We start from the raw sequence: 24,363 nt of genomic DNA, 5'->3' as shown, positions 1-24,363 counted from the left end.
AACGAGAGAGGAGCCCGGCGGCTCCTCTCTTGCTAAGGTGGCGACAAGGCCCGGGTTCGTCAAGCCTCGATGAGCGCCTTTTCGTCCCGGGCGTGCAGGATCTAGTCCAGCTTGAATGCCTGAATATGGCGGCTGAGGGTCTGGCTGTGGCCCTCCACCAGCACGGAGGCATCCTGCAGCTCGCGCAGCACCACCACGGAGCCTTCGACGATCTGCTTGACCTGTTCCAGGTTGCCGCTCATCTCCTGGGCGACCGCGCTCTGCTGCTCGGAGGCGGTGGCTATCTGGCGATTCATGTCCGCCACCGCCTGCACCCGGGCCACTATGGTGTCCAGCTGCTCACCGGCCTGGGTCACCTGCTGCACCCCGAGATCGGCCTGGGTCACGCTCTGCTCCATCAGGCCGGCGGCGGCGCGGGCACTGCCCTGCAACTGCTCTATCATCCGCTGGATCTCCACGGTGGCGGACTGGGCCCGATTGGCCAGACCGCGCACCTCGTCGGCGACCACGGCGAAGCCGCGTCCCGCCTCACCGGCACGGGCGGCCTCGATGGCGGCGTTGAGGGCCAGCAGGTTGGTCTGCTCCGAGATGCTGCGAATGGTATCCACCACAGAGCCTATCCGCTCGACCCCCTGCTCCACGTCATGGACCACGCCGGAGGATTGCTGGATGTTGCCGGAGAGGGTGTGGATGGTGCTGACGGTATCGGCGACGCAGCGGCTACCCTCCTGGGCCAGCTGGCTCGTCTCGCTGGTGGAGTGGGAGGCCTGCTCGGCGTGATGGGCCACCTCGCTGATGGCCCCCACCATCTGGGTCATGGCGCTGGCGAGCTGCTCTATCTGGTTGAACTCCTCACGGATGGCTTCGTTGGCCTCCTCCATGCACAGGGTCACCTGGGAGGCGATGTCGTTGAGCTCCTTGCAGGCGACCCGCTGCTCGCCGAACACCTGCTTGAGCTCCTCCTGGGAGTGGGCGACCGCCTTGGCGATGTCGCCGAACTCATCCTTTGAGGCCAGCTCGACCCTGTGGCTGAGATCCTTCTGGGAGAAACGATCCAGCAGGCTGACCAGGTAGCGCACCTGCTTGACCATGAGGCGGGATCCCCCCATCAGCAGCACCACGAACACCATCCCCATCAGGGCCGTCTCGACCAGGCCGGTCCAGATGAGGCGGGAGGCGATCTCGTTGGCCTTGACGGCGTCTATGCCCTCGCCGAGCAGGGTGCTCTCCAGGTTGCTGGCGTCAAACCAGAGCTTGGCCAGCAGCAACAGTGTGCTGAATACCATCAGCAGGATCACCTTGGGAACCAGGCGGATATCACTCAGCCGCTGCTCCAGCGGGTTGAACTGCATAGCATCTCTCCTTTCCTATGGGGGAATTTTGCCTTTCGCATCAGGGCTATCGGCATTATCTTCCGTTTTATGAGTTGGTTTCCCGCTTAAAGTTGGAATTTGCATGCGACATCACTTTACGCACCTGCGCACCCTGGATCTGCTGATGGCGATCCTCTCCCTGGTCTCGGTGGCGCTGGTCAGTGCCCGCTGGCTCGAGCTGGCGAGTCCCCAGACCCTCCAGCTGTTCTATGACATCGACAGCCTGATCTGCTACTTCTTCCTGACCCACTTCGCCTATGGCTGGTGGCGGGCGCCGGATCGCTGGGTCTTCCTCAAGGGGAACTGGTTCTATCTGCCGGGCAGCCTGCCCATGGTGGAGTCGCTGCGCTGGGCGCGGCTCATCCAGCTGTGGCGGGTCTATCAGCTGCTGCGAAACAGGCCGGATCTGCTGGCCATGTTTCGCCGCGAGCGCAACGAGACCCGGCTCTCCGGGATCCTGTTTCTGTTCTTCCTGCTGCTGGGGGTCGGGTCCGGCGCCATGTTCTGGGTCGAGTCCGGTCAGCCGGGCAGCCAGATAGAGACGCCCTATGACGCCTTCTGGTGGACCCTCGTGACCCTGTCTACCGTGGGTTACGGGGATCTGGTGCCCAAGACGGAGCAGGGGCGTTTTCTGGCCAGCCTGCTGATCCTGTTCGGCGTCGGCCTCTACGCCGCCGTCAGCGGTTTCATGGCCAGTTTGTTTCTGCAACCGGGGACCGGCCAGAAGGAGGAGGCGCTGCGCTACCAGCAGCTGAGGGAGCAGCAAGTCCAGATGCTGGCGCAATTGCAGCAATTGCGTGACGAAATCCGTCAGCTGAAGCGAGACCCCTGACAGGCGGTGGCCAGGGATGGCAAGCCGCGCCAGGGTGGGGCGGCACGGGGCCTGAGTCCGGTAACCTCCCCCCCCAGCCTTGAGGGGGAGGCCGTTTCTTTGCTTGTCCTTTGGCCGTCACGGGGCTTACCATTCCTGCCACTCCCTAACCCAATGAATGAGAGAATCGACAGACCATGCGCGCCCTTCTCGGGATACTGATCTGCCTGTGTGCCCAGTCAGCCCTGGCCGAAACCCGTTATGTTTCCGACAACATCTATATCTTCATGCACGGGGGACCGGGCACCCAGTACCGGATCCTGGGCAGCGTCAAGGCGGGCGAAGCCCTCGATGTGAAGGGGGGCCAGGCCGGCTTCACCCAGGTGGTGGATGAACGCGGTCGGGAGGGCTGGGTCAAGAACGACGAGCTGCAGCGCGAGCCCAGCCTCAAGGTGCGGGTGCCCCAGCTGGAGCAGGAGCTGCAAACCCTCAAGGATCGCCTGCAAAACCTCAATGGCGACAACGAGCAACGCTTCGCCGAGAAGGATGGCAAGATAGCCGAGCAGGAGGCGCAGCTCGCGACCCTCAAGGAGCAGCTCGACAGCCAGGGGGAGGAGCTCGCCAGCGTCAAGGCCGAGAATGCTGCCCTGACCAGCAGCATCGACAACCGCGAGCACGACATGCAGATGGACTGGTTCATCCGCGGTGGTGCCATGGTGGGTGGCGGCATCCTGCTCGGTATTCTGCTCCCCATGCTGCCGCGCCGTCGCAAGCAGAGCGAACGCTGGATGAATTGATCGCCCGGGCGGTCGAAAGAGAGGGTCGCCATGGCGGCCCTCTCTCGTTTGGGGCAATGTTCCTCGATGGCTGACACCCTGTCGGGGGTCGCCATCAGTCGTCCCCGGCCGTAAGATGAGCCGAACGATCCCGTGCCCGGCGCACCCTTCATCAACAAGAGTCTTCCGCTTATGTCATCAACCGAACAGGCCTTCTGGTTCGTGCTGGGGGGCGATCACCTCGTCCTGCTGGATGAACGGGGGCAGATCCCCCAGGGCCCCAAGGCCTGCCTGCCCGCCCACCTTCATCATGCCCATTTCGAGTCTTTCGACGAGTGGGACGGCCTGCCCTGCCAGCTGCTGGATCTGGGGGCAGAAGCCGATACCCAGGCCATGGCCCCGCTTCGTCAACTCATGGTGGCGGGGGAGGAGGAGGGCTTTCGCCTCGCCGGTCGCGCCTGGCAGCTCGCCACTTTTCGCCGCACCCACAGATTCTGCGGCGAGTGCGGCGCCCCCATGGCCCCCAAGGCAGGGGAGTGGGCCCAGGGCTGCCGCCATGGCCACCTGGTCTATCCGCGTATCTCCCCCTGCATCATAGTGGCGGTGCGCAAGGGATCGGCGCTGCTGCTGGCGGCCCATCGCCGCCACCATCAAGTGGACGATCCCATGTTCACCGTGCTGGCGGGCTTCGTGGAGGCGGGGGAGAACCTGGAGCAGTGCGTGGCGCGGGAGGTGTTCGAGGAGAGCGGCATCCGGGTGCGCAACGTGCGCTACGTGTCGAGCCAGCCCTGGCCCTTCCCCCACAGCCTGATGATGGGGTTCGTCGCCGAGTACGAGAGCGGCGAGATCCGGCTGCAGGAAGAGGAGCTGGTGGCCGCCGACTTCTTCGAGGCGGACAGGCTGCCGAGGCTCCCTCCCCACGGCACCATAGCGCGCCGGCTGATCGAGCTCTGCCTGGCAGACGACATCTGAGCAGCCGGCCCGGGAGAAATGAGAGCCCCTTGTTTGCGCCCCCTCACATCTTTGGGGTTGAGGGGGCGGGCGAGGCGCTCTCGCCGTCCCCTGGCGCAGACAAAGTGGTATCATATCCGCCATTTTATGCGTGACACGACTCAGGAACTGGGATGAAAGAGCTGAAAAACGATCGATACCTGCGCGCCCTGCTGCGCCAGGACGTGGACATGACCCCGGTATGGATGATGCGCCAGGCTGGCCGCTATCTACCGGAATACAAGGCGACCCGCGCCGTCGCGGGGGATTTCATGTCCCTGTGCCGCAACGCCGAGCTGGCCTGTGAGGTCACCCTGCAGCCCCTGCGCCGCTACCCCCTCGATGCCGCCATCCTCTTCTCCGACATCCTGACCGTGCCCGATGCCATGGGGCTGGGCCTCTACTTCGAGCACGGGGAAGGCCCCCGCTTCGAGCGCCCCATCCAGTCCATGGCCGACGTGCAGGCGCTGCCCATCCCAGATCCGGAAGATGAGCTGGGCTACGTGATGAATGCGGTGCGCACCATCCGCCGCGAGCTCAAGGGCGAGGTGCCGCTGATCGGTTTCTCCGGCAGCCCCTGGACCCTGGCCACCTACATGGTGGAGGGGGGCAGCTCCAAGGCCTTCACCAAGATCAAGCAGATGATGTGCGCAGAGCCCAAGACCCTGCACCTGCTGCTGGACAAGCTGGCGGACAGCGTGATTGCCTACCTCAATGCCCAGATCAAGGCAGGTGCCCAGTCCGTCATGGTGTTTGACACCTGGGGCGGCGTGCTGACCCCGCGGGATTACCGCGACTTCTCCCTGCAGTACATGCACAAGATCGTCGATGGCCTGATCCGTGAAAATGAGGGGCGCCGCGTGCCGGTCACCCTGTTCACCAAGAACGGCGGCCAGTGGCTGGAGCAGATCGCCGCCACCGGCTGCGATGCCATGGGGCTGGACTGGACCATCGACATCGCGGACGCCAAGCGCCGGGTCGGCGACAAGGTGGCGCTGCAGGGCAACATGGATCCCTCCATGCTCTACGCCGCGCCTGAGCGTATTCGCGAAGAGGTCGCCACCATTTTGGCGGGCTTTGGCAGCGGCAACGGCCACGTCTTCAACCTGGGCCACGGCATCCATCAGGATGTGGATCCCGAGCACGCCGGCGTGTTCGTCAACGCGGTGCACGAGCTGTCGGCGCGGTACCACGGCCGCTGAGCGCGGCAGACAGCACAATGAGAACGGGGCCTGCGGGCCCCGTTTTGCTACCCGGCCTCGCGGGGGCTGCATCCTGGTCACCGCTCGGGTTACACTGCACCACCATTGAACAGGGTCGCGGACAGGATGGGTGCGTGCGCCTCCCGACGACCGGAGGGTGGCGTTGAACATGGCAGGAGGCAGGATGGGCAAGGGTGAATGGGATTGGGGCATCGACCTTGGCGGGACCAAGTGCGAATGTGTGGTGCTCGACGGCGACGAGGTGCTGCTGCGCCATCGCATTCCCACCGAACGCCGTGGCGGTTACGAACACATTCTCGATCAGCTTGCCAAGCTGGTGAACGAGTGCGCCGAGCGGCTCGGCCAGCGCCCTGCGCTCATCGGCATGGGCACGCCGGGGGCGCGGGATCCCCAGACCGGGCTGATGAAGAACTGCAACACCACAGAGCTCAACGGCAAGCCGCTCAAGGAAGATCTGGCGCGCAGGCTGGGCGTACCCGTGCTCATCGCCAACGACGCCAACTGCTTCGCCCTGGCGGAGACTCACCTGGGGGCTGTGCGTCAGCACCATCCCGATGCGAAAGTGGTGTTCGGCATCATCATGGGCACCGGGGTTGGGGCTGGCATCGTCATCAACGGCCAGATCCTCAACGGCCATCACGGTATCGCCGGGGAGTGGGGCCACAACATGCTCTCCCCCGACGGTCCCGAGTGCTACTGCGGCAAACGGGGCTGCGTCGAAACCCTCATCAGCGGTCCGGCGCTGGAGGCCTGGTATGAAGCCAAGGCCAGGCGCCATCTGTCTCTGGCCCAGATAGCGGCGGCCAGCGCCCACGATCATGTGGCCAGGCTCACCCTGGACAGGTTGCACCTGCTGTTTGGCCAGGCCCTCGCCAACGTGGTCAACATTCTGGATCCGGACGTCATCGTCATCGGCGGCGGCGTGGGCAACGTGCAGAGCCTCTATCGCGCCGGGCGGGAGACCCTATTGCCCTTCCTGTTCAACCCCCGTTTCGCCACCCCCATGATAGCGCCGGCCCTGGGGGACAGCGCCGGGGTATTCGGCGCCGCGCTGCTGGCCCGTGGCACCTTCCGGGAGGCGCAGCTCTCATGATGCCTCCCCATCTTCTCTTCGTCGCAGGTAAGGACACTCAATTTCCATGATCAAGATTGCCATCAACGGCTATGGCCGCATCGGTCGAAACGTGCTGCGCGCCCTCTACGAGAGCGGCCGTGACAAGAGCATCAAGATAGTCGCCATCAACGAGCTGGCGGCCCCCGAGGCCATGGTGCACCTCACCCGCTTCGACACCAGCCATGGCCGCTTCGCCCATCCGGTACAGCTGGCGGGCAGCAGCATGCAGGTGGGGCAAGACCTGATCGCCCTGTTCGCCGAGCGGGATCCGGCCAATCTGCCCTGGCGGGCGCTGGGGGTGGACGTGGTGCTGGACTGCACCGGGGTATTCGGCTCCCGGGCCGATGCCGAGCGCCATCTGAATGCGGGGGCGGGCAAGGTGCTCTTCTCCCATCCGGCGGATGCGGATGTGGATGCCACCATCGTCTACGGGGTCAACCACCAGACCCTGACGGGACGGGAGCGGATCGTCTCCAATGCCTCCTGCACCACCAACTGCGTGGTCCCCGTCATCGAAACATTGCATCGAGAATTCGAGATAAATTGTGGTACTATTACGACAATTCATTCGGCCATGCACGACCAGCAAGTCATCGATGCCTACCACAGCGACTTGCGGCGAACCCGGGCCGCCAGCCAGTCCATCATCCCGGTGGATACCAAGCTGGCAAAGGGGCTGGAGCGGATCCTGCCCCACTTCGCCGGCAAGTTCGAGGCGATCGCGGTGCGGGTGCCGACCATCAACGTCACCGCCATGGATCTGAGCATTACTGTTCGTAAAAAAGTGACGGTTAGTGACGTAAATCAAGCCCTGCAACGGGCATCCAGAGGTACATTACAGGGTATCCTGGACTACACGGAAGAGCCGCTGGTCTCCGTAGACTTCAATCATGATGCACACTCCTGCATCATCGATGGTACCCAGACCCGGGTGAGCGATGCCAACCTCGTCAAGATGTTGATGTGGTGTGATAACGAATGGGGCTTCGCCAACCGCATGCTGGATACCACCCGGGCCATGATGGCCGCAGGCTGAGGGCCTGCACCGGGCGCAAGGTTACTGTTTTTTTAACATTACCTGAAAATATATAGAGGACTGAATATGTCTGTTATCAAGATGACCGACCTGGATCTGGCGGGTAAACGCGTTCTGATCCGTGCTGACCTGAACGTGCCGGTAAAAGATGGCAAGGTCACTTCCGACGCACGTATTGTGGCGACCCTGCCGACCATCAAGCTGGCTCTGGAAAAGGGCGCCAAGCTGATGATCACCTCCCACCTGGGTCGTCCGACCGAGGGTGAATACAACGAAGAATTCTCCCTGGCTCCGGTTGTCAACTATCTGAAAGACGCACTGTCCTGCCCGGTCCGCCTGGCCAAGGATTACCTGGATGGCGTAGAGGTTGCCGCCGGTGAGCTGGTCGTGCTGGAAAACTGCCGCTTCAACAAGGGCGAGAAGAAGAACACCGAAGAGCTGGCCAAGAAATACGCCGCCCTGTGTGACGTCTTTGTAATGGATGCATTCGGTACTGCTCACCGCGCCGAAGGCTCCACCTACGGTGTGGCCCAGTTCGCCCCTGTTGCCTGTGCAGGTCCTCTGCTGGCCGGTGAACTGGACGCCCTGGGCAAGGCCATGCTCAAGCCCGAGCGCCCCATGGTTGCCATCGTCGGCGGCTCCAAGGTCTCCACCAAGCTGACCGTGCTGGAGTCTCTGTCCAAGATTGCTGACCAGCTGGTGGTTGGTGGCGGCATCGCCAACACCTTCATCGCCGCTGCCGGCCACAACGTCGGCAAGTCCCTGTGCGAACACGATCTGATCGACACCGCCAAGAAGCTGGCTGCCGAGACCAACATTCCGGTGACCACAGACGTGGTCGTGGGTAGCGAGTTCTCCGAATCCACTCCGGCCACCATCAAGTCCGTGTCCGACGTGACCGACGGCGACATGATCTTCGACATCGGCCCTGACTCCGCCAAGGCCCTGGCCGACATCATCATGAACGCCAAGACCATACTGTGGAACGGCCCGGTCGGCGTGTTCGAGTTCGACCAGTTCGCTGAAGGCACCAAGGTGATCGCCGAAGCCATCGCCGCTTCTCCGGCCTTCTCCATCGCTGGCGGTGGTGACACCCTGGCCGCCATCGACAAGTTCGGCATCGCCGACAAGGTCTCCTACATCTCCACCGGCGGCGGCGCCTTCCTGGAGTTCGTAGAAGGCAAGGTACTGCCGGCCGTCGCCATGCTGGAACAGCGCGCCAAGGCCTAATTGACCCGGAACGGGGGGCAAAAGCCTCCCGTTTCGTTTATCATGTGGCCGCTGTGCCGGTTCATGATGAACCCCCCATTTTTTATTAACGGCATACGAGAACAGGACGATTAACATGTCTAAGAAAATTTTCGACTTCGTAAAACCCGGCGTGATCACTGGTGATGACGTTCAGAAAGTCTTCGCCATCGCCAAAGAGAACGGCTTCGCACTGCCGGCAGTCAACTGCGTCGGTACCGACTCCGTCAACGCCGTGCTGGAAGCAGCTGCCAAGGTGAAGGCTCCGGTCATCGTTCAGTTCTCCAACGGCGGTGCCGTGTTCACCGCCGGCAAGGGCCTGAAGCTGGAAGGCCAGCAAGCCGCCATCCTGGGTGCCATCTCCGGTGCCAAGCACGTGCACGCCGTGGCCGAAGCCTACGGTGTTCCGGTGATCCTGCACACCGACCACGCCGCCAAGAAGCTGCTGCCGTGGATCGACGGTCTGCTGGACGCGGGCGAGAAGCACTTCGCCGAAACCGGCAAGCCGCTGTTCTCCTCCCACATGCTGGACTTGTCCGAAGAGTCTCTGGAAGAGAACATCGACATCTGCTGTGAATACCTGACCCGCATGGCCAAGCTGAACATGACCCTGGAGCTGGAACTGGGTTGCACCGGCGGCGAAGAAGACGGCGTGGACAACAGCCACCTGGATCAATCTTCCCTGTACACCCAGCCGGAAGACGTGGCCTATGCTTACGAGCGTCTGTCCAAGATCAGCCCGCGCTTCACCATCGCTGCCTCCTTCGGCAACGTGCACGGTGTGTACAAGCCGGGTAACGTCAAGCTGACCCCGTCCATCCTGGACGCTTCCCAGAAGTACGTCTCCGAGAAGTTCGATCTGCCCGCCAAGTCCCTGGACTTCGTGTTCCACGGTGGCTCAGGTTCCACCCTGGAAGAGATCCGCGAATCCATCTCCTACGGCGTGGTGAAGATGAACATCGACACCGACACCCAGTGGGCGACCTGGGAAGGCGTGTTGGGCTTCTACAAGGCCAACGAAGCCTACCTGCAGGGTCAGCTGGGCAACCCGGAAGGTGCCGACAAGCCGAACAAGAAGTTCTACGATCCGCGTGTCTGGGTACGTGCCGGTCAGACTTCCATGATTGCTCGTCTGGAGAAAGCCTTCTCCGACCTGAACGCCATCGACGTACTGTAATTCACCGCAGCTCGATCGCATGAAAAGGCGCCCTTCGGGGCGCCTTTTGCGTTTCTGTGATCCACTCGGGTTGGCCTGCGGGGGGCTATCTGGGTATTATCGAAGCAAGTTTGCTTATTTTATTAAACGATTTGCAACCAAGGCAGGACGCTGAGCATGCAGGCAGGAAAGCAGAACGGACATCAGGAGCACGTGGCCTCCTATTACGCGGCCACCCGCAACGACACGCAGCAGTGGCCCGAGCTCAGCGGTGAGCTGGATGCCGACGTCTGCGTCATCGGTGGCGGTTTCACCGGTCTCAACACCGCCATCGACCTGGCCGAGGCCGGTTACAAGGTGGTGCTGCTGGAGGCCAACCGCATCGGCTGGGGGGCGTCCGGGCGCAACGGCGGCCAGCTTATTCGCGGCATCGGCCACGATACCAGCCAGTTCGCCCGTTACATCGGCGAGGAGGGGGTGAGGGAGCTGGACCGGATGGGGATCGAGGCGGTGCAGTTGGTGCGCGAGCGGGTCGAGCGCTTCGACATCGACTGCGATCTCACCTGGGGCTACTGCGATCTCGCCACCAAGGCGCGCCACCTGAAAGGGTTCGAGGAGGATGCACAGCACCTGGCGAGCCTGGGTTACCGGCACGAGCTGAAGCTGGTGGCGCGGGAGGATATCCATAGCGTGGTGGGGTCGGATCGCTACATCGGCGGGATGATCGACATGGGCTCCGGCCACCTTCACCCCCTCAACCTGGCCCTGGGGGAGGCGCGCGCGGCGGCCAGCCTCGGCGTCTCCCTGTTCGAGCACTCCAGAGTGAGCCGCATCGATCATGGCAGCAGGGTGAGCGTCACCACGGCCCATGGCCGGGTCAGTGCCGATTATCTGGTGATTGGCTGCAATGCCTACCTGGGCGACCTCCAACCCGATCTCGGGGGAAAAGTGCTGCCGGCCGGCTCCTACATCCTCGCCACCGAAGTGCTGGAGAAGCGGCTGCGTCAGCGCTTGCTGCCGCAGAACATGGCGGTGTGCGATCAGAACGTGGCGCTCGACTACTACCGGTTGTCGGCGGACGGTCGCCTGCTGTTTGGCGGCGCCTGCAACTATTCCGGCCGTGACCCTCACGATATAAAGGCCTTCATGTTGCCCAAGCTGCTGCGGGTCTTCCCCGAGCTTGCGGATACCGCCATCGAGTTCCAGTGGGGGGGCATGATAGGCATTGGCGCCAACCGGCTGCCCCAGATAGGCCGTCTGCCGGATCACGCCAATGTGTTCTATGCCCAGGCTTACTCGGGACACGGCCTCAATGCCACCCACATGGCGGGCAAGCTGGTGGCGGAGGCGATCAGGGGGGAGAGTCGGGGTTTCGATCTATTCAGCCGCGTGCCCCACATGAGCTTCCCCGGCGGCCCGGCGCTGCGCTCCCCGCTGCTGGCGCTGGGGATGCTGTGGCACAGGATGAAGGATCTGCTCTAGATCAGGGGATCAGGCGGCTGGACGCTGGCTGTCCTGGACGGGTTCGGCCAGGCGCCAGCCCTGCTCCGTCTTGACCATCCACACCTGGGCCTGCCGGGCCAGCACCTGACCGGCCTCGAACTCGCCATACTTGCGCTCCAGTTCCATCAGCCCCAGCTCCTGCTGGAAGGGGCCGGCTCTGTCATAGACCAGATCCTCGTCCTGCAGCACCCGGAGCTCTGCCAGTCCCTGCTTGAAATGGATCCGGTAGCTGACGCTGACGAGATAGACGCCTTCCTCTCGCTGCGCCTGGTCCAGCACCTGAAAATCACTGATATCAAACAGCTGGGCATCGGTGCTCCCGTGGAGCCTGGCCCTGATCTGGCCTTCGATCTCATCGACGGCGGGTCCTGCGCTACAGGCGACCAGCCAGAGGGTCAGCAGGGGGATGAACCACTTTTTCATCAAGACTCCGGACGATGCGGGACGGGAAAGGGCGAATTTTGCCACGCTGCCGGTCATATACAAGGGATTGTCAGAAAAATCAGTGGCTAGCCGCGAGTATGGCCCGGAGCAGTTAACTCCGGGCCAATGGCCTTCAGCGCAACTTGTCGAGCCGACCCAAAAACTTGGTGGGCCCCATAAAGCCGGTCACCCGCTGGCCACTCACCTCGTTGCCCTCGCGATCGAAAAAGATGAGGGTCGGTAGCCCCAGTACGTTGAGGCCGTTGAGCAGATCCACATCGGCATCGTCGTTGGCGGTGACGTCCGCCTGGAGCAGCATCATCTCGTCGAAGCGCGCCCGCACCTCGGGGTCGCTGAAGGTCTTGTGCTCGAACTCCTTGCAGGCCACGCACCAGTCGGCGTAGAGATCCAGCAGCACCGGCTTGCCGCGGGCGGCGGCCAGTTGCACCTTGAGATCGTCCAGGGTCTTGATGGGGATAAACCGGGGGGCCTGGATCTCGGCGCTAGCACCGGTCGGGGTCGGCAGCAGCAGCTCCTTGCCCGCGACCACGGCGCCCATCATGGCCAGCAGCAGCGCGAAGCCGCGAAGGCTCTTGCCAAGGCCATGTTCGGTCCCCTGATTGTGATGATAGAGGTAGCCACACAGCGCCAATCCCAAGCCGAGCCAGGCCAGGGTGGTGACCTGATCGCTCCACAGCCTGGAGAGCAGCAGGATGGGCACCGCCAGCAGGGCAAAACCAAACAGCTGCTTGACCACATCCATCCAGGCGCCCGCCCTGGGCAGCAGCTTGCCCCCTGAGGTGCCGAGCAGCAACAGGGGCAGCCCCATGCCCAGCGACAGGGCGTAGAGGGCCGCCGCGCCGAGCCAGAGATCGCCGCTCTGGGCCACGTAGATGAGGGCGCCGGAGAGGGGCGCCGTGGTGCAGGGGGAGCAAACCAGTCCCGAGATAGCACCCATGATGGCGACACCGGCCACGGAGCCGCCCTGCTGGCGGTTGGAGAAGCCCGAGAGACGGGTTTGCAGGCTGCTCGGCAGCTGCAGGTTGTAGAGGCCGAACATGGAGAGGGCGAGCAGCACGAACATGACGGAGAGGCCGATCAGCACATAGGGGTGCTGCAGCGCCGCCTGGAATTGCAGGCCAGCCGAGGCCACCACCAGTCCGAGCAGGGTGTAGGTGAGCGCCATCCCCTGCACATAGACGAAGGAGAGCAGGAAGGCGCGGCGGGTGGAGAGACGGCCGGCACCGGCGATGATGCCGGTCAGGATGGGATACATGGGGAAGACGCAGGGGGTGAAGGCGAGTCCCAGCCCCAGGGCGAAGAAGGCGGCGACGCTTAGCCAGAAGCCCTGGCTGCCGAGGGCGGCGGCCAGCCTGTCCTGCTGGCTGGCGGGGGCATCCTGCGTGGCGGCGCCGACTTGGGGATCGGGCTGGCGCGTCGGCTCGTTTGGGGCGGCGAGGGGGCTCAGGTCGATCACCTGGTCGGTGGGGGGATAGCAGAGCCCCTCGGTACAGCCCTGATAGCTGATGTGCAGCCGGCCCAGCTCATCGACCCGGGTGAGTTGCAGCGGGATCGCCACCTGCTGGTAGTAGACCTGGGTCTTGCCGAAGAAGTCATCCTCATGGTCCGTGCCCGGGGGCAGCGCCGGGGGGGCAAAGTCGGCGTTCTCCCCCTTGAAGGCGAAGCGGTGACGATAGAGGTAGTAACCCTCGGCAATCTGCAGGCGCACCGTCAGTTGGGCCCCCTCTTGCACGGCATCGAGCACGAAAGCCTGATCGACCTTGAGAAAGCGGGGGGCCTGCTGGCCCAGGCCGAGCAAGGCGAGGGGATCCACATTGGCCTTGGCGAGGGTGGGGGCCAGGGCGGTCAGCAGGGCGGTGAGCAGCAGGAGCGGGGAGAGGAGGCGGATCATGAGGTTTCCTGTGTCAGCCAGTCAAGATAGGGCCCATGGCCGCCCGTGACGGGCAGCGTGATCAGCTCTGGGGTGTCATAGGGATGCAGGGCCAGGATCGCCTGCTCGATGGCGGCAAACAGCGGCATGCGGGACTTGATGATGAGCTGGATCTCGCTGGCGCGCTCAATCTTCCCCTGCCAGCGGTAGAGGGAGCGAACCCCGGGCAGCTGGTTGATGCAGGCCGCGAGGCGGCGTTCGAGCAGCTGCTCGCTGATGAGGTCGGCGCTCGCCTGATCCGGGCAGGTACAGAGCAGCAAGATGGCATCCGTCATGGGGAAAGGGTCTCCGTGGGTCGTTCGACAGGACGTGCGGGCTCCTTTCACTATACCGAGATGCGCCCCAAAAAGCACAACAGGGCACACGCTGTCCGAGGGCAAATAAGAGTGCCGGGCGGGGATGGACGCTCTTGAGCGGACAGGGCAGAATGAGCGGGCCTGTTCCCCTAGACGTAAGGATATGTATGACCCAACAGAACGAGCAGCAGAAGACTCGCATGCTGAGCCTGCTACGCGATGGCGAGCGCCGGATGTTGACCCAGTTGTCGGGCCTGCTGCGCAGCTGTGCGGACGAGATCAATGCCGAACTGGGCAAGGAAGAGCTGCTGGAAACCCTGGAGCAGCCCATCACGGTCGAATACCTGAGCGGCGTGGTCCAGCATCATCTGTTCGAGCGCTTGCACAAGGGGGACATGGTGGCGGCCCAGCGCCTGCTGAGTCAGTACCAGCAGGAGATCGCCGCCGTTTCGGGCAAGGAAGCGAGTGCGCAGCAAGAAGAGGCTCCCCTCGCCACTGCCCAGGCCTGATCCCTCTCCCCGAGCCAGAGGCAGTCGCTGCCTCTGGCCGTACTTCCCCTCATCGGCGTTTGCCGAGCCCCTTCACCTTTGGCGCGCGTTTTCCTCTGCCCTCTTTTGCACAGCACCTGCCGAGCCCCTTCACCTTTGGCGCGCGTTTTCCTCTGCCCTCTTGTGCACAGCACCTGCCGAGCCCCTTCACCTTGGGCGCGTGTTTGACTCTGCCATCTTGTGCATGGCACCTGACTAATCCCCTTCACTTTTGGTGCGTGTTTGACTCAGCCATGTCTGGCGCGGCACTTATCCGGGGCTTGACGTCCATGGCGGCCATATCCCCTGCCTGGCTTTCTGCTTCGGGACCTTTATCTTGCCAGGTTGCTAGCAGGAGGCGTTATGGCAGCATATTGCACTGTCATACAGCCTGCCTGTTGGGCGTCCGGGATCCCGCCCCTGTCGGCGACACTTAATACCGTAATGCAGAACAAATTCAGCATATGCACCATGCTTTATTGGTGTTAAATCTTGTGTTGTATCTAATATTTCATCTTTTAAACAAATTTATAGGTTGGTGCGTTCATGGCTTTGTTTGAGTCAAAACTCTGTTTTTATGCCAGAAGTGGCGGTAAATGCTGAACATTTGATCCATGTCACAGGCTTTAATAGTGATATATACCATTTGTAGCAAAAATGTTTCTTGGGTGTAGAGTCTGCTTTCGTCGGATCACGGCAGTGATATTGACTACAAAAACAATACAAGACAGACAATCACACACAGGAGCAGTCCCATGGATAAGTCTCTCTCGTCCCGCATCTTCGTCGGCCTGTTTGCCGGCCTGGTGCTGGGCAGTGCCATCCAGTATCTCTTCCCCGGCCAGCCGTTGCTGGATACCTGGGTCGTCGGCAGCGCCAGCGGTATAGGGGGCATGTTCGTCTCCCTGATCAAGCTGATGGTCATCCCCCTGGTCTACATCTCCATCGTCTGCGGGGTGTGCGAGCTGAAGGACGTGGCGAGTTTCGGTCGCCTCGGCACCAAGACACTGCTGCTCTACATCGGCAACACTGTGCTGGCCATCACGGCCGCCCTGACGGTGGGCCTGCTGCTGCAACCCGGTCTGGGAGCCCATCTGCCCCTGGCCGCAGAGGCGGTGGACATAGGCAACACCAGCACTCCTGACATCGGCAAGATGATCATGAACATAGTGCCGAGCAACCCGATCCAGGCGTTCGCCTCCGGCGACATGCTGCAGATCATCTTCATGGCGATCCTGACCGGGCTGGCCATTCAGGCCCTGGACAAGCGCGGTGGCCCGGCGGTCAACGCGTTTCGCATCGCCAACGAGGTGATGATGAAGCTGGTGGGTCTGGTGATGAAGCTGGCACCGTACGGCGTGTTCGCCCTCATGGTGCAGCTGGGCGCCACCATGGCGGCCGATACCCTGATGTCGGTGGCCAGTTATGTGTTGCTGGTGGTGGCCATGCTGGTGGGCTGGATCTTCCTGATCTATCCGCTGCTGGTCTGGTTGCTGACCGGGATCAAGCCCTCCGAGTTTCGTCGCAAGACCCGCGAGCAGGTGCTCTTCTCCCTGTCCACCGCCAGCTCCAACGCCACCATTCCGGTGACCATGCGCACCCTGACCGAGAAGTTTGGGGTGAGCAAGTCCATCGCGGGCTTCGGCGTACCGCTCGGTGCCACCATGAACATGTCCGGTGTCTCCATCTACATCACCCTGGCGACCCTGTTCGTGGCCAACGCCACCGGGGTCAGCATCAACAGCGCGGATCTGCTCTCCATCGGCTTCACCGTGCTGATCCTCTCCATCGGCGCGGGGGGCGTGCCAGGCGGTGGCGTGGTCATGATAGGGGTGATGCTGATGCAGCTCGGCCTGCCCATGGAGGCGCTCGCCATCATCATGGCGGTGGATCGCATCAATGACATGTTCTGCACCTCCTCCAACGTGGTGGGGGATACCGCAGTCTGCGTGGTGGTGGCCAAGTCCGAGAATGGCATAGGGGTGGAAGAGGCTCAGCCCGGGCAGGCGGTCGCCTGATAGCGCGCCACTGGCCCTGCTGAACGGCTGGGCAAGGCCATCGAAAGGTCCACCTCGGGGTGGACCTTTTTGCATGGCGGCTATGGGGTCAGATGCCCTGCGCCGTCTGAACCGGGATGGGGAAGACCCTGTCGTAGAGCAGGTTGTAGACGAAGGCATAGATCAGATAGAAGAGTACGAACCCCAGATCCAGCACCAGGGCCTCCAGCAGGCTGATCTCCAGCCACCAGGCCATGGCGGGCAGGGCCACGGTCAGCAGGCCCCCTTCGAACCCGATGGCGTGCCAGACCCGCTGCCACAGGCTCTTGCTCGTGTGACCCTGGCGTTGTTGCAGCAAGCGGTCAAATCCGAGGTTGTAGACATAGTTCCAGAGGGTGGCCAGCACGGAGAAGAAGAGGGCCAGTGGCCCCATGTGGCTCAGTGCCACCCCGGTCAACCAGCTGGCGAGGGGGGCGGCGATCAGCAGGCCAATCAATTCAAAGCCGATGGCGTGGCGCAGGCGATCACGGACGGTACGCATCTCTATCTCTCTTTTCAGGTGTTGATATGGGCAGAAATCTATCGCTAAACTGCGATAGTTTCACGTTGTTATCCATCTGTTTTGTAGATACATCATGGCCTGATGCTGGGCCATCACTGGCAAGGAATCTCCCCATGAATCTCTCTTTGGAACAGCTCAAGGCCCTGCTGGCGGCGGCCGAGACGGGCTCTTTCTCCGCCGCGGCCCGCCGTCTCGGCAAGGCGCAATCCGTGGTGAGCAGCGCCATCGCCAATCTGGAGATAGATCTGGGGGTCGAACTGTTCGATCGCCGTGGCCGCTATCCGGTGCTGACGGCGGCCGGTGAGCGGCTGCTGGTGGAGGCCAGGGCCGTGCTCGCCAGCAGCGAGCAGTTGCAGGCGGTGGCCCACGAGCTCCATGGCGGGGTCGAGGCCAGGCTGACCCTGGCCATCGACGACGACTCCCAGCTGCCCTGGGTCGCCGAGGTGCTGGATCGCTTCGCCCAGACCTTCCCCGCCATCGAGCTGGAGCTGCTGTTCCCCATGCTCGAGGATCTGACCCATCTGCTGCGGGAGGGACGGGCCCAGCTCGGCATCAGTTACGAGCGGCTGCAAGCGAGCCGAGATCTGGAGTTTCATGCCCTGGGGCGCCTGCGCCTGCCTATCGTGGTGGCGCCGGATCACCCCCTGGCCCGGTTGGCGCGGGTCGGGCTCGGCGATCTCAAGGGGGAGCGTCAGCTGATGGTCACCGGCCAGCGGGGCGGCGGGGAGCGGGAGCGTTTTCGCTTCGCCCCGAGCGTCTGGTGGGTGGAGGGAGACTGGGGCGTGCTCGAGCTCATCAAGCGCGGCCTGGGCTGGGGTTCCGTGCCCGAATACCTGCTGCAAGGGCCCCTGGCCAGGGGGGAGGTGGTGCTGCTGCCGGTGGACTTTCTCGAGCAGCAGTGGAGCATGGGACTGGAGCTGCTGTGGCGGCGGGATCAGCCGCTGGGGCCGGCGGGCCGCTGGCTCAGGGAGGCGCTGGTGACCCATGCCCGCCAGGTGTTCAGGGGGTAAACGGCGTCGGTTTCAGCGCCGGGTGGGGCAGCAAAAAGGCCCTCGCGGGCCTTGGTTCGGGTGGGGCTGCTCAGTCGTCCAGCGCGTAGGGCAGGGGTTGCAGGTGCAGCCGTGACCCCTCCTCCTGCTTGAGGCGAAACAGGGCGTCGGCCTCGGTATCCTTGGGCAGCACGGCGGTGAGCCAGACTCGGCCATCCTGCTGCCAGGCATTGAGCACCAGGCCGCTGCGGCGCCAGTTCTCGCCGAGTTGCCGCTCCAGGGTATCGCCGCTGGCGACTGCGGTGCTCACCTCGCCGGCCAGCACGAACAGGGCGCGGTTGCTGGCGCCGCGATACTTGGCGCGGGCCACCGTCTCCTGGCCCATGTAGCAGCCCTTGGTGAAGCTGATGCCGCCGAGGGCCTGCAGGTTGATCATCTGGGGAATGTACTCCCCCTGATGGACCGCCTCCAGGTGGGGGATGCCGGCGGCTATGTCCAGAGCCCACCAGAGATCCTGGGGGGCACTCGGCAGGGCCAGGGCGGGATCCTGCTCGCTCACCAGCAACCAGCGGTCGGGGGCGACACGCACCGCCATGCCCTGAGTAATGAGGCCACTGTCGCTGAGGCCGAACTCGGCGGCGACCCAGGCATCTGTGCCCGTGCCCGCGATGGCCAGGCTGGTCCAGTCGCACGGCTGGATATCGACCCTGGCGAACACGGCAAATTTTTTGAGCTCCGGCAACTGGCGCGCCAGCAGGGAGGCCTTGGTCTGCAACAGCAGGCTCTCTTGCAGGCAGTAGAGGCGAAAATCACCCCACAGCTTGCCCTTGGCATCGCAATGGCCGCCCAGGGTGCTCTGGCCGGGGAGGAGGGCATTGACGTCGCAGGTGACCTGACCTTGCAGGTATTTGGCTCTCTCTTCGCCGGTGAGGCGGACCAGGGCCAGATCGGTCAGGGGGAATTGGGTAGGCTCGGCAGGGAAAACAGGGGCTTGCAGGCTCACGATCGCATTCCTGAGACAAAAGTATGTGACCTGCATGGTAAAGACGTAAGGAATGTTTGTCAGCCGGAAAATCCTGCTGTTACCATCCTCGGGTCTTTGTAAGGAGAGAGCCATGTTGAGCCCCATCGAGAAATCCCGCCTGAAGTGGGCCTGCCGCCGTGGCATGCTCGAGCTGGATGTGATCTTTATGCCCTTTTTCGAACACGAGTTCGACTCCCTGAGCGACGCCGAGCAGCAGACCTTCATCCGTCTGCTGGCGTGCGAAGATCCCGAGCTGTTTCGCTGGAGCATGGGCCACGGGGTGCCGGACGATCCCGATTTCGCCGCCATGATCCCCCTGATCCTGGCGCGCAATCAGGCCCGCCACGACGCCAAGTTGTAAGGTCGCCATGCAGATCCCCGTCATCGTCTCCCGGCGCCAGCAGCTCTGTCTGCTGGCGCTGTTCTTGGGGATGCTCTGGCCGGTGTCAGCCCTGATCCAGGGCGGCTTGTGGGGACTGTTTCTGCCGATCTGGGCCCTGGGCTTGGCCCTGGCCCTGCGCCAGTCGCGCCGGGTGAGCGCGCCACTGCTCTGGGAGCGGGAGTGGCTGAGCTGGCAGGGCGGGCGCTACCGGATCGGGCCGCGCAGCTGCATCCTGCCCGGCGCGCTCTGGCTCCAGTTGCTGGGGGAGCAGGGCGGACAAGCCAGGCTCTGGTTGTTCGCCGACACCCTGGCCCCTGAACACTATCGCGCCCTGGCCCGGGCCGTGCACCTCAATCCGGCCCGCACGGGGAACCGCTGACTGGCCAGAATGACAGACCCCGCACTCGGCGGGGTCTGTGGTGATGGCGCTGCGGGTCAATCCCTGTCCGGGGTCAACACGGTCGGCTTGGGGTTGGCCTGCATGTCCGGGAAGTCCAGGTTGTAGTGCAGGCCGCGAGACTCCTTGCGCTGCAGGGCGCAGTTGACGATGAGCTCGGCCACCTGCAACAGGTTGCGCAGCTCCAGCAGGTTGTTGGAGACCCGGAAGTTGGCGTAGTACTCCTGCACCTCCTGCTTGAGCAGATCGATGCGGCGCTTGGCCCGTTCGAGCCGCTTGTTGGTACGCACTATCCCCACATAGTCCCACATCATCAGCCGCAGCTCGTGCCAGTTGTGCTGGATAACGACCTGCTCGTCCGAATCGTCCACCAGGCTCTCGTCCCAGGCGGGCAGGGCGGGGGGCTCCACGCTCATGGGCAGCTTGGCCAGGATGTCGGCCCCCGCCTGGTGGGCATAGACCACGCATTCGAGCAGGGAGTTGGAGGCCATGCGGTTGGCGCCGTGCAGACCGGTATAGGTCACTTCGCCGATGGCATAGAGCCCGGGAATGACGGTCTGGCCGTTGTTGTCTATCATCACGCCGCCACAGGTGTAGTGGGCCGCCGGGACGATGGGCATCGCCTCCTTGGTGATGTCGATGCCGACCGCCATGCAGCGCTCATAAATGGTCGGGAAGTGCTTGATGATGAAATCGCTCGGCTTGTGGCTGATGTCCAGATACATGCAGTCGGCGCCCAGGCGTTTCATCTCGTGGTCGATGGCGCGGGCCACTATGTCCCGCGGCGCCAGCTCGGCCCGCTCGTCAAAATCTTCCATGAAACGGCTGCCATCCGGGCGGCGCAGATAGGCGCCCTCGCCACGCAGCGCCTCGGTCAGCAGGAAGTTGGGGTCGTCGGGGTGGAACAGGCTGGTGGGATGGAACTGGTTGAACTCCAGGTTCGCCACCCGGCAGCCGGCACGCCACGCCATGGCGATGCCATCCCCCGAGCTCACGTCCGGGTTGGAGGTGTACTGGTACACCTTGGAGGCGCCGCCGGTGGCCAGGGCCACGAAGCGGGCGCGGATCACCTCGACCTGTTCGGCGTTGCGGTTCCAGACATAGGCGCCCAGCACCCGGTTACCGGGCAGACCCAGCTTGCGGGTGGTGATGAGGTCGACCGCGTTGAAGCGTTCCATCAGCTGGATATTGGGGTGAGCGCGCACCTGATCGACCAGGGTGGTCTGCACCGCCTTGCCGGTGGCGTCCGCCGCGTGGAAGATGCGGCGATGGCTGTGGCCCCCTTCCCGGGTCAGGTGGTAGTGGGGCTCGCCGTGGTCGTCCTCCTCCTGATCGAAGGGGACCCCCTGCTGGATCAGCCACTGGATGGAGTCGCGGGCATGGCGGGCGGTGAACTCGACGACACCCGGGTCGCACAGGCCGGCGCCTGCGTTGAGGGTGTCACTGACGTGGGATTCGATGCTGTCGGTTTCGTCAAACACGGCAGCGATGCCTCCTTGCGCATAGAGAGTGGCCCCCTCACTGATGGGCCCCTTGCTCAGAACCAGGACTTTGGCCTGATCTGCCAATCGCAAGGCGAGGGACAGACCGGCGGCACCGCTGCCAATGATGAGCACGTCGCAAAGGTATTCAACACTTGCTTTCATAAGTATCATTGGCCTGGATAAAGAACTGGCACCATGGTAGCCCAAGCGAGGGTAACGATGCAGCCCACATCACCTTTTTTTAAACTAAAGCGAACTTTCTCTGATTTTCCCTGTCTGAACTTGTGCGCTTAGGAAAGGCCGGAAAAGAAGAACGATAACCTTAATGGGGGTCTTACGGCCTGATGAGCGACCAGAATTTACTGGACGAACAGCTGGTTGAGCGAGTCCAACGTGGCGATAAAAACGCGTTCAACCTGTTGGTAACGAAATACCAGCACAAGGTGGTCAACCTGGTGGCCAGGTATGTCAACAATCCCGGTGATGTGCCGGACGTGGCGCAAGAGGCCTTTATCAAAGCCTATCGGGCGCTGCCGACATTCCGTGGTGAGAGTGCTTTTTACACCTGGTTGTACCGAATTGCCGTCAATACGGCCAAGAATTACATCACCTCCCAGGGGCGCAGGCCGCCCAGCAGTGACGTGGAGGCTGACGAGGCAGAATACTACGGCGGTGGAGAGGCCCTGCAAGAGGTTGCCACCCCGGAGAATCTGGCACTGACCGACGAGATCAAGCGGACAGTGTTTGCCGCCATAGAGGCGCTGCCTGAGGACTTGAGGACAGCCATCACCCTTCGTGAACTGGAAGGGCTGAGTTATGAAGAGATTGCCGAAATCATGGATTGCCCTGTGGGTACGGTCAGATCCCGCATCTTCAGGGCGAGGGACGCAATCGACAAAAAGCTGAAACCTCTGACTGAGAATTAACTGGGGAAGACAGGTTAACTTATGGCGAACAAACAGCAAATCTCGGCCCTGATGGATGGTGACCTGAGTGATGTACAGGAACTCGATGCCCTGGCGATGGATGCCGAGGGGCGGGATACCTGGAGCCGTTACCATCTGATCGGTGATGCCATGCGGGGAGATCTGCCGCTCAATCTGCAGCTGGATCTCAGCGACAAGATAGCCATGGCCCTCGACGAGGAACCGACCATACTGGCTCCCGTGGCGGCGCCTGCCCCTCAGGCCGTGCCAGCGCGGCAGACGGCCCGTGTCCTTCCCTTTTTGCGCCGGGCGGGTCAACAGTTTGGCCAGTATGCCATCGCCGCCTCGGTCGCCGCCGCCGTCATCCTCGGAGTGCAGCAGTATCAGGGTCAGGACCCGGCACTGCAGAGCAACCCTGTGCTCAATACCATACCCATAGGGGGCAGCGCCTCGCCGGTGAGCGTGCATTACCCTCAGGATGCTGAGCGCAATGCCCGCCAGCAGGCCCTGAGCGAGCAACAGGTGAATGAGCAAAGAGCCAGGATCAATGCGTTCCTGCGCGATCACCAGTTGCAGCAGCGCCTGTTGCAAGACAAGCAGGTCCAGGAATAAGGGCCTGTCAGCCATCACTCTCTCAGGAATGTTATCGTGCGCCAGTTCAGTCGTATCCTGCTGGCCTCTGCCCTGTTGATTTGTGCCAAGGCCTCGGCCGACGAAGTGTCGGCCGAGGCCTTGTTGCAGCAGATGCAGAGAGCCGCCACCCAACAGAATTTCGAACTCGCCATGGTCAAGGCCAGACAGGGTCGGCTCGAGCCGATCCGGATCAGCCATGCCATCATCGACGGCAAGGAAGTTGCCCACCTCAGTTATCTGGATGGCAAGGCGGTGGAATATCTGCAGCGCCAGGATGAGTTCACCTTCTTCGAGAACACCCATGAGCCTTACACCCTCAAGGGGGGGCGCTTCCCCGGCATCTGGTCCACCCTGGTCAACATGCCGCTGGCGCGGGTGCTGGCCAGTTATGATCTGGTGGTGGCCGGCCGCAGCCGGGTGGCGGGTCGGGTCTCCCAGGTGATCCGCATGGTGCCCAAGGAGGCGGACAAGTACGGTTTCGTGCTCTGGCTCGATGAAGAGAGCCATTTGCTGCTCAGGACCGACATGATCGACAAGGAGGGCAATCTGGTGGAGCAGGTGCTTGGGGTGGATCTCGATCTGATGTCGGCGCCGTCCCCCTGGCTGGTCACCCTGGCCAACAGCAAGCTGCCCCATGCCCTGACGCTGGAAGATGCCTACCCCGCCCCCCAGCAGGTGCTCAACTGGCAGGTGACTTGGTTGCCGGAAGGCTTCAAGCTGCTCTCGCAAGACAAGCACCAGCTGGTGACCACCAGCACCCCGGTGGACTATATGATGCTCTCCGATGGCCTGGTGGATCTCTCCGTCTATGTGGCCAGGGTCGACCCAGAGCAGGCGGTGCGCCAGCAGTTGATCCGCCAGGGGGCCACCTCCCTGGTCAGCTTCGTCAACGATGTCGGGGTCGAAATCACCGTGGTGGGGGAGATCCCGGCCGACACCGCCAAGCGCATCGCCGAGTCGGTACGGCCGCTCTCTCGCAATGAGACGGTGCAGTAAGGACGCCCATGACGTATGGTGGGCGGGATCCTATGGCGCAGGAGTGACACCTTGGATGAAATGAGCGAAGAGCTGGCGACCGTGGTCGCCATCGACGATCGGCACGTCTGGGTCGAGTGTGAGCGGCGCTCCGCCTGCAGTGGCTGCCAGCAGCAATCCCATTGCGGCACCGGCACTGTGGCCAAGGCATTTCCCCATCATCATCAGCGGATCCGGGTTGCCCGCACCATGACGCTGGCGGTGGGCCAGCAGGTGCGCCTTGGCATTCCCCGGCAGAGTCTGCTGCGGGGGGCTGCCCTGGTCTATGTGCTGCCGCTGTTCTGCCTGCTGGGGGGTGCTCTGTTCGGCCAGCTCTGGCTGGCTCCTCTGCTCGGAGCGGGGGAGGGGGTCACCATCCTCAGTTGTCTGGGGGGCGGTGCCCTGGGATTCTTGCTGGTGCGTTTTTATTCGAACCGTCTCGATCGGGGGGCTTATGGCCCCCGTATTCTGGGAGCCGTGCTCACCACTCGCTCCCTTGTTTAACCATGTTGGCCCCCCTTGATTGAC

General features: G+C 63.0%; 25 protein-coding genes. 18 read left to right on the top strand and 7 right to left on the bottom strand.

The genetic code is table 11. The features are described 5' to 3' along the window. Nucleotides 1-101: 101 nt before the first annotated feature. Nucleotides 102-1,352 carry a methyl-accepting chemotaxis protein gene (locus tag ACLHZ1_RS11590; RefSeq protein ID WP_427262210.1) on the bottom strand — a complete coding sequence of 417 codons (1,251 nt, stop codon included), beginning with the start codon at nt 1,350-1,352 and terminating at the stop codon, nt 102-104. Between the two features lie 103 nt (nt 1,353-1,455). Here ACLHZ1_RS11590 and ACLHZ1_RS11585 point away from each other — a divergent pair, with 103 nt between their 5' ends. The 9 genes from ACLHZ1_RS11585 to ACLHZ1_RS11545 all read left to right on the top strand — a co-directional run bounded on the left by ACLHZ1_RS11585 (nt 1,456) and on the right by ACLHZ1_RS11545 (nt 11,209). Next, nucleotides 1,456-2,205, top strand: coding sequence for a potassium channel family protein (locus ACLHZ1_RS11585; protein ID WP_427262209.1), 750 nt, complete (start codon nt 1,456-1,458; stop codon nt 2,203-2,205). 176 nt (nt 2,206-2,381) lie between these two features. Then, nucleotides 2,382-2,981 carry a TIGR04211 family SH3 domain-containing protein gene (locus tag ACLHZ1_RS11580; RefSeq protein ID WP_408796672.1) on the top strand — a complete coding sequence of 200 codons (600 nt, stop codon included), beginning with the start codon at nt 2,382-2,384 and terminating at the stop codon, nt 2,979-2,981. A 171-nt stretch (nt 2,982-3,152) separates the two neighbouring features. Further along, entirely contained in the window at nt 3,153-3,932 is a 780-nt protein-coding gene (gene nudC / locus ACLHZ1_RS11575; protein WP_427262208.1) for an NAD(+) diphosphatase, read from the top strand. A gap of 152 nt (nt 3,933-4,084) precedes the next feature. Beyond that, complete coding sequence (gene hemE / locus ACLHZ1_RS11570) at nt 4,085-5,152, top strand: uroporphyrinogen decarboxylase (RefSeq protein WP_427262207.1); 1,068 nt, start codon at nt 4,085-4,087, stop codon at nt 5,150-5,152. 184 nt (nt 5,153-5,336) lie between these two features. Beyond that, the gene (locus ACLHZ1_RS11565) at nt 5,337-6,266 is read left to right on the top strand and encodes an ROK family protein (protein ID WP_427262206.1); all 930 of its coding nucleotides are present in this window, start codon (nt 5,337-5,339) and stop codon (nt 6,264-6,266) included. Nucleotides 6,267-6,312: 46 nt separating this feature from the next. Continuing rightward, entirely contained in the window at nt 6,313-7,323 is a 1,011-nt protein-coding gene (gene epd / locus ACLHZ1_RS11560) for an erythrose-4-phosphate dehydrogenase (protein ID WP_427262205.1), read from the top strand. 66 nt (nt 7,324-7,389) lie between these two features. Beyond that, entirely contained in the window at nt 7,390-8,553 is a 1,164-nt protein-coding gene (locus ACLHZ1_RS11555; protein WP_427262204.1) for a phosphoglycerate kinase, read from the top strand. Between the two features lie 115 nt (nt 8,554-8,668). Further along, nucleotides 8,669-9,748, top strand: a complete 1,080-nt coding sequence (gene fbaA / locus ACLHZ1_RS11550; protein WP_427262203.1) for a class II fructose-bisphosphate aldolase — start codon at nt 8,669-8,671, stop codon at nt 9,746-9,748. 156 nt (nt 9,749-9,904) lie between these two features. Then, complete coding sequence (locus ACLHZ1_RS11545; RefSeq protein ID WP_427262202.1) at nt 9,905-11,209, top strand: NAD(P)/FAD-dependent oxidoreductase; 1,305 nt, start codon at nt 9,905-9,907, stop codon at nt 11,207-11,209. A 9-nt stretch (nt 11,210-11,218) separates the two neighbouring features. Here the strand turns inward: ACLHZ1_RS11545 and ACLHZ1_RS11540 are convergent, their stop codons facing one another. The 3 genes from ACLHZ1_RS11540 to cutA form a co-directional block, all read right to left on the bottom strand. Continuing rightward, complete coding sequence (locus ACLHZ1_RS11540) at nt 11,219-11,653, bottom strand: hypothetical protein (protein ID WP_427262201.1); 435 nt, start codon at nt 11,651-11,653, stop codon at nt 11,219-11,221. Nucleotides 11,654-11,786: 133 nt separating this feature from the next. Continuing rightward, entirely contained in the window at nt 11,787-13,565 is a 1,779-nt protein-coding gene (locus ACLHZ1_RS11535) for a protein-disulfide reductase DsbD (protein WP_427262200.1), read from the bottom strand. After that, the gene (cutA, locus tag ACLHZ1_RS11530; protein ID WP_427262199.1) at nt 13,562-13,879 is read right to left on the bottom strand and encodes a divalent-cation tolerance protein CutA; all 318 of its coding nucleotides are present in this window, start codon (nt 13,877-13,879) and stop codon (nt 13,562-13,564) included. The genes ACLHZ1_RS11535 and cutA overlap by 4 nt, the downstream gene beginning before the upstream one ends. A gap of 188 nt (nt 13,880-14,067) precedes the next feature. Between cutA and ACLHZ1_RS11525 the strand changes: the two genes are divergently transcribed. Further along, nucleotides 14,068-14,409, top strand: coding sequence for a hypothetical protein (locus ACLHZ1_RS11525; RefSeq protein WP_427262198.1), 342 nt, complete (start codon nt 14,068-14,070; stop codon nt 14,407-14,409). Between the two features lie 773 nt (nt 14,410-15,182). After that, nucleotides 15,183-16,445 (top strand): dicarboxylate/amino acid:cation symporter, encoded by a 1,263-nt coding sequence (locus ACLHZ1_RS11520; protein WP_427262197.1) that lies wholly within the window; start codon nt 15,183-15,185, stop codon nt 16,443-16,445. A gap of 88 nt (nt 16,446-16,533) precedes the next feature. Here ACLHZ1_RS11520 and ACLHZ1_RS11515 read toward each other — a convergent pair whose 3' ends face one another. Then, nucleotides 16,534-16,965, bottom strand: a complete 432-nt coding sequence (locus ACLHZ1_RS11515; protein WP_427262196.1) for a PACE efflux transporter — start codon at nt 16,963-16,965, stop codon at nt 16,534-16,536. A gap of 134 nt (nt 16,966-17,099) precedes the next feature. On the opposite strand from ACLHZ1_RS11515, the gene ACLHZ1_RS11510 reads away from it, so the two are divergent. Beyond that, nucleotides 17,100-17,996: a LysR family transcriptional regulator gene (locus ACLHZ1_RS11510; RefSeq protein WP_427262195.1), complete on the top strand. Its 897-nt coding sequence runs from the start codon at nt 17,100-17,102 to the stop codon at nt 17,994-17,996. A 70-nt stretch (nt 17,997-18,066) separates the two neighbouring features. Here the strand turns inward: ACLHZ1_RS11510 and ygfZ are convergent, their stop codons facing one another. Then, nucleotides 18,067-18,972, bottom strand: coding sequence for a tRNA-modifying protein YgfZ (ygfZ, locus tag ACLHZ1_RS11505; RefSeq protein ID WP_427262220.1), 906 nt, complete (start codon nt 18,970-18,972; stop codon nt 18,067-18,069). 118 nt (nt 18,973-19,090) lie between these two features. Here ygfZ and ACLHZ1_RS11500 point away from each other — a divergent pair, with 118 nt between their 5' ends. After that, nucleotides 19,091-19,360 carry a succinate dehydrogenase assembly factor 2 gene (locus ACLHZ1_RS11500; RefSeq protein ID WP_427262194.1) on the top strand — a complete coding sequence of 90 codons (270 nt, stop codon included), beginning with the start codon at nt 19,091-19,093 and terminating at the stop codon, nt 19,358-19,360. Nucleotides 19,361-19,367: 7 nt separating this feature from the next. Continuing rightward, nucleotides 19,368-19,760 carry a protein YgfX gene (locus ACLHZ1_RS11495; protein ID WP_427262193.1) on the top strand — a complete coding sequence of 131 codons (393 nt, stop codon included), beginning with the start codon at nt 19,368-19,370 and terminating at the stop codon, nt 19,758-19,760. A 56-nt stretch (nt 19,761-19,816) separates the two neighbouring features. Here the strand turns inward: ACLHZ1_RS11495 and nadB are convergent, their stop codons facing one another. Continuing rightward, entirely contained in the window at nt 19,817-21,424 is a 1,608-nt protein-coding gene (nadB, locus tag ACLHZ1_RS11490) for an L-aspartate oxidase (protein ID WP_427262192.1), read from the bottom strand. 182 nt (nt 21,425-21,606) lie between these two features. Here nadB and rpoE point away from each other — a divergent pair, with 182 nt between their 5' ends. Genes rpoE through ACLHZ1_RS11470 form a run of 4 tightly spaced genes read left to right on the top strand, consistent with a single transcriptional unit; the run spans nt 21,607 to nt 24,339 of the window. Further along, nucleotides 21,607-22,188 carry an RNA polymerase sigma factor RpoE gene (gene rpoE, locus ACLHZ1_RS11485; protein WP_041995312.1) on the top strand — a complete coding sequence of 194 codons (582 nt, stop codon included), beginning with the start codon at nt 21,607-21,609 and terminating at the stop codon, nt 22,186-22,188. A 21-nt stretch (nt 22,189-22,209) separates the two neighbouring features. Then, entirely contained in the window at nt 22,210-22,800 is a 591-nt protein-coding gene (locus tag ACLHZ1_RS11480) for a sigma-E factor negative regulatory protein (protein WP_427262191.1), read from the top strand. 36 nt (nt 22,801-22,836) lie between these two features. Then, nucleotides 22,837-23,817 (top strand): MucB/RseB C-terminal domain-containing protein, encoded by a 981-nt coding sequence (locus ACLHZ1_RS11475; RefSeq protein WP_408796690.1) that lies wholly within the window; start codon nt 22,837-22,839, stop codon nt 23,815-23,817. 60 nt (nt 23,818-23,877) lie between these two features. Next, a complete protein-coding gene (locus ACLHZ1_RS11470) occupies nt 23,878-24,339 on the top strand; it encodes a SoxR reducing system RseC family protein (RefSeq protein WP_427262219.1) in 462 nt (153 codons plus the stop codon). Nucleotides 24,340-24,363: the final 24 nt, after the last annotated feature.

The organism is Aeromonas sobria, from assembly GCF_050266975.1.
Taxonomy (GTDB): Bacteria; Pseudomonadota; Gammaproteobacteria; order Enterobacterales; family Aeromonadaceae; genus Aeromonas; species Aeromonas sobria_B.
This window is presented reverse-complemented; position numbering and strand designations above follow the sequence as displayed.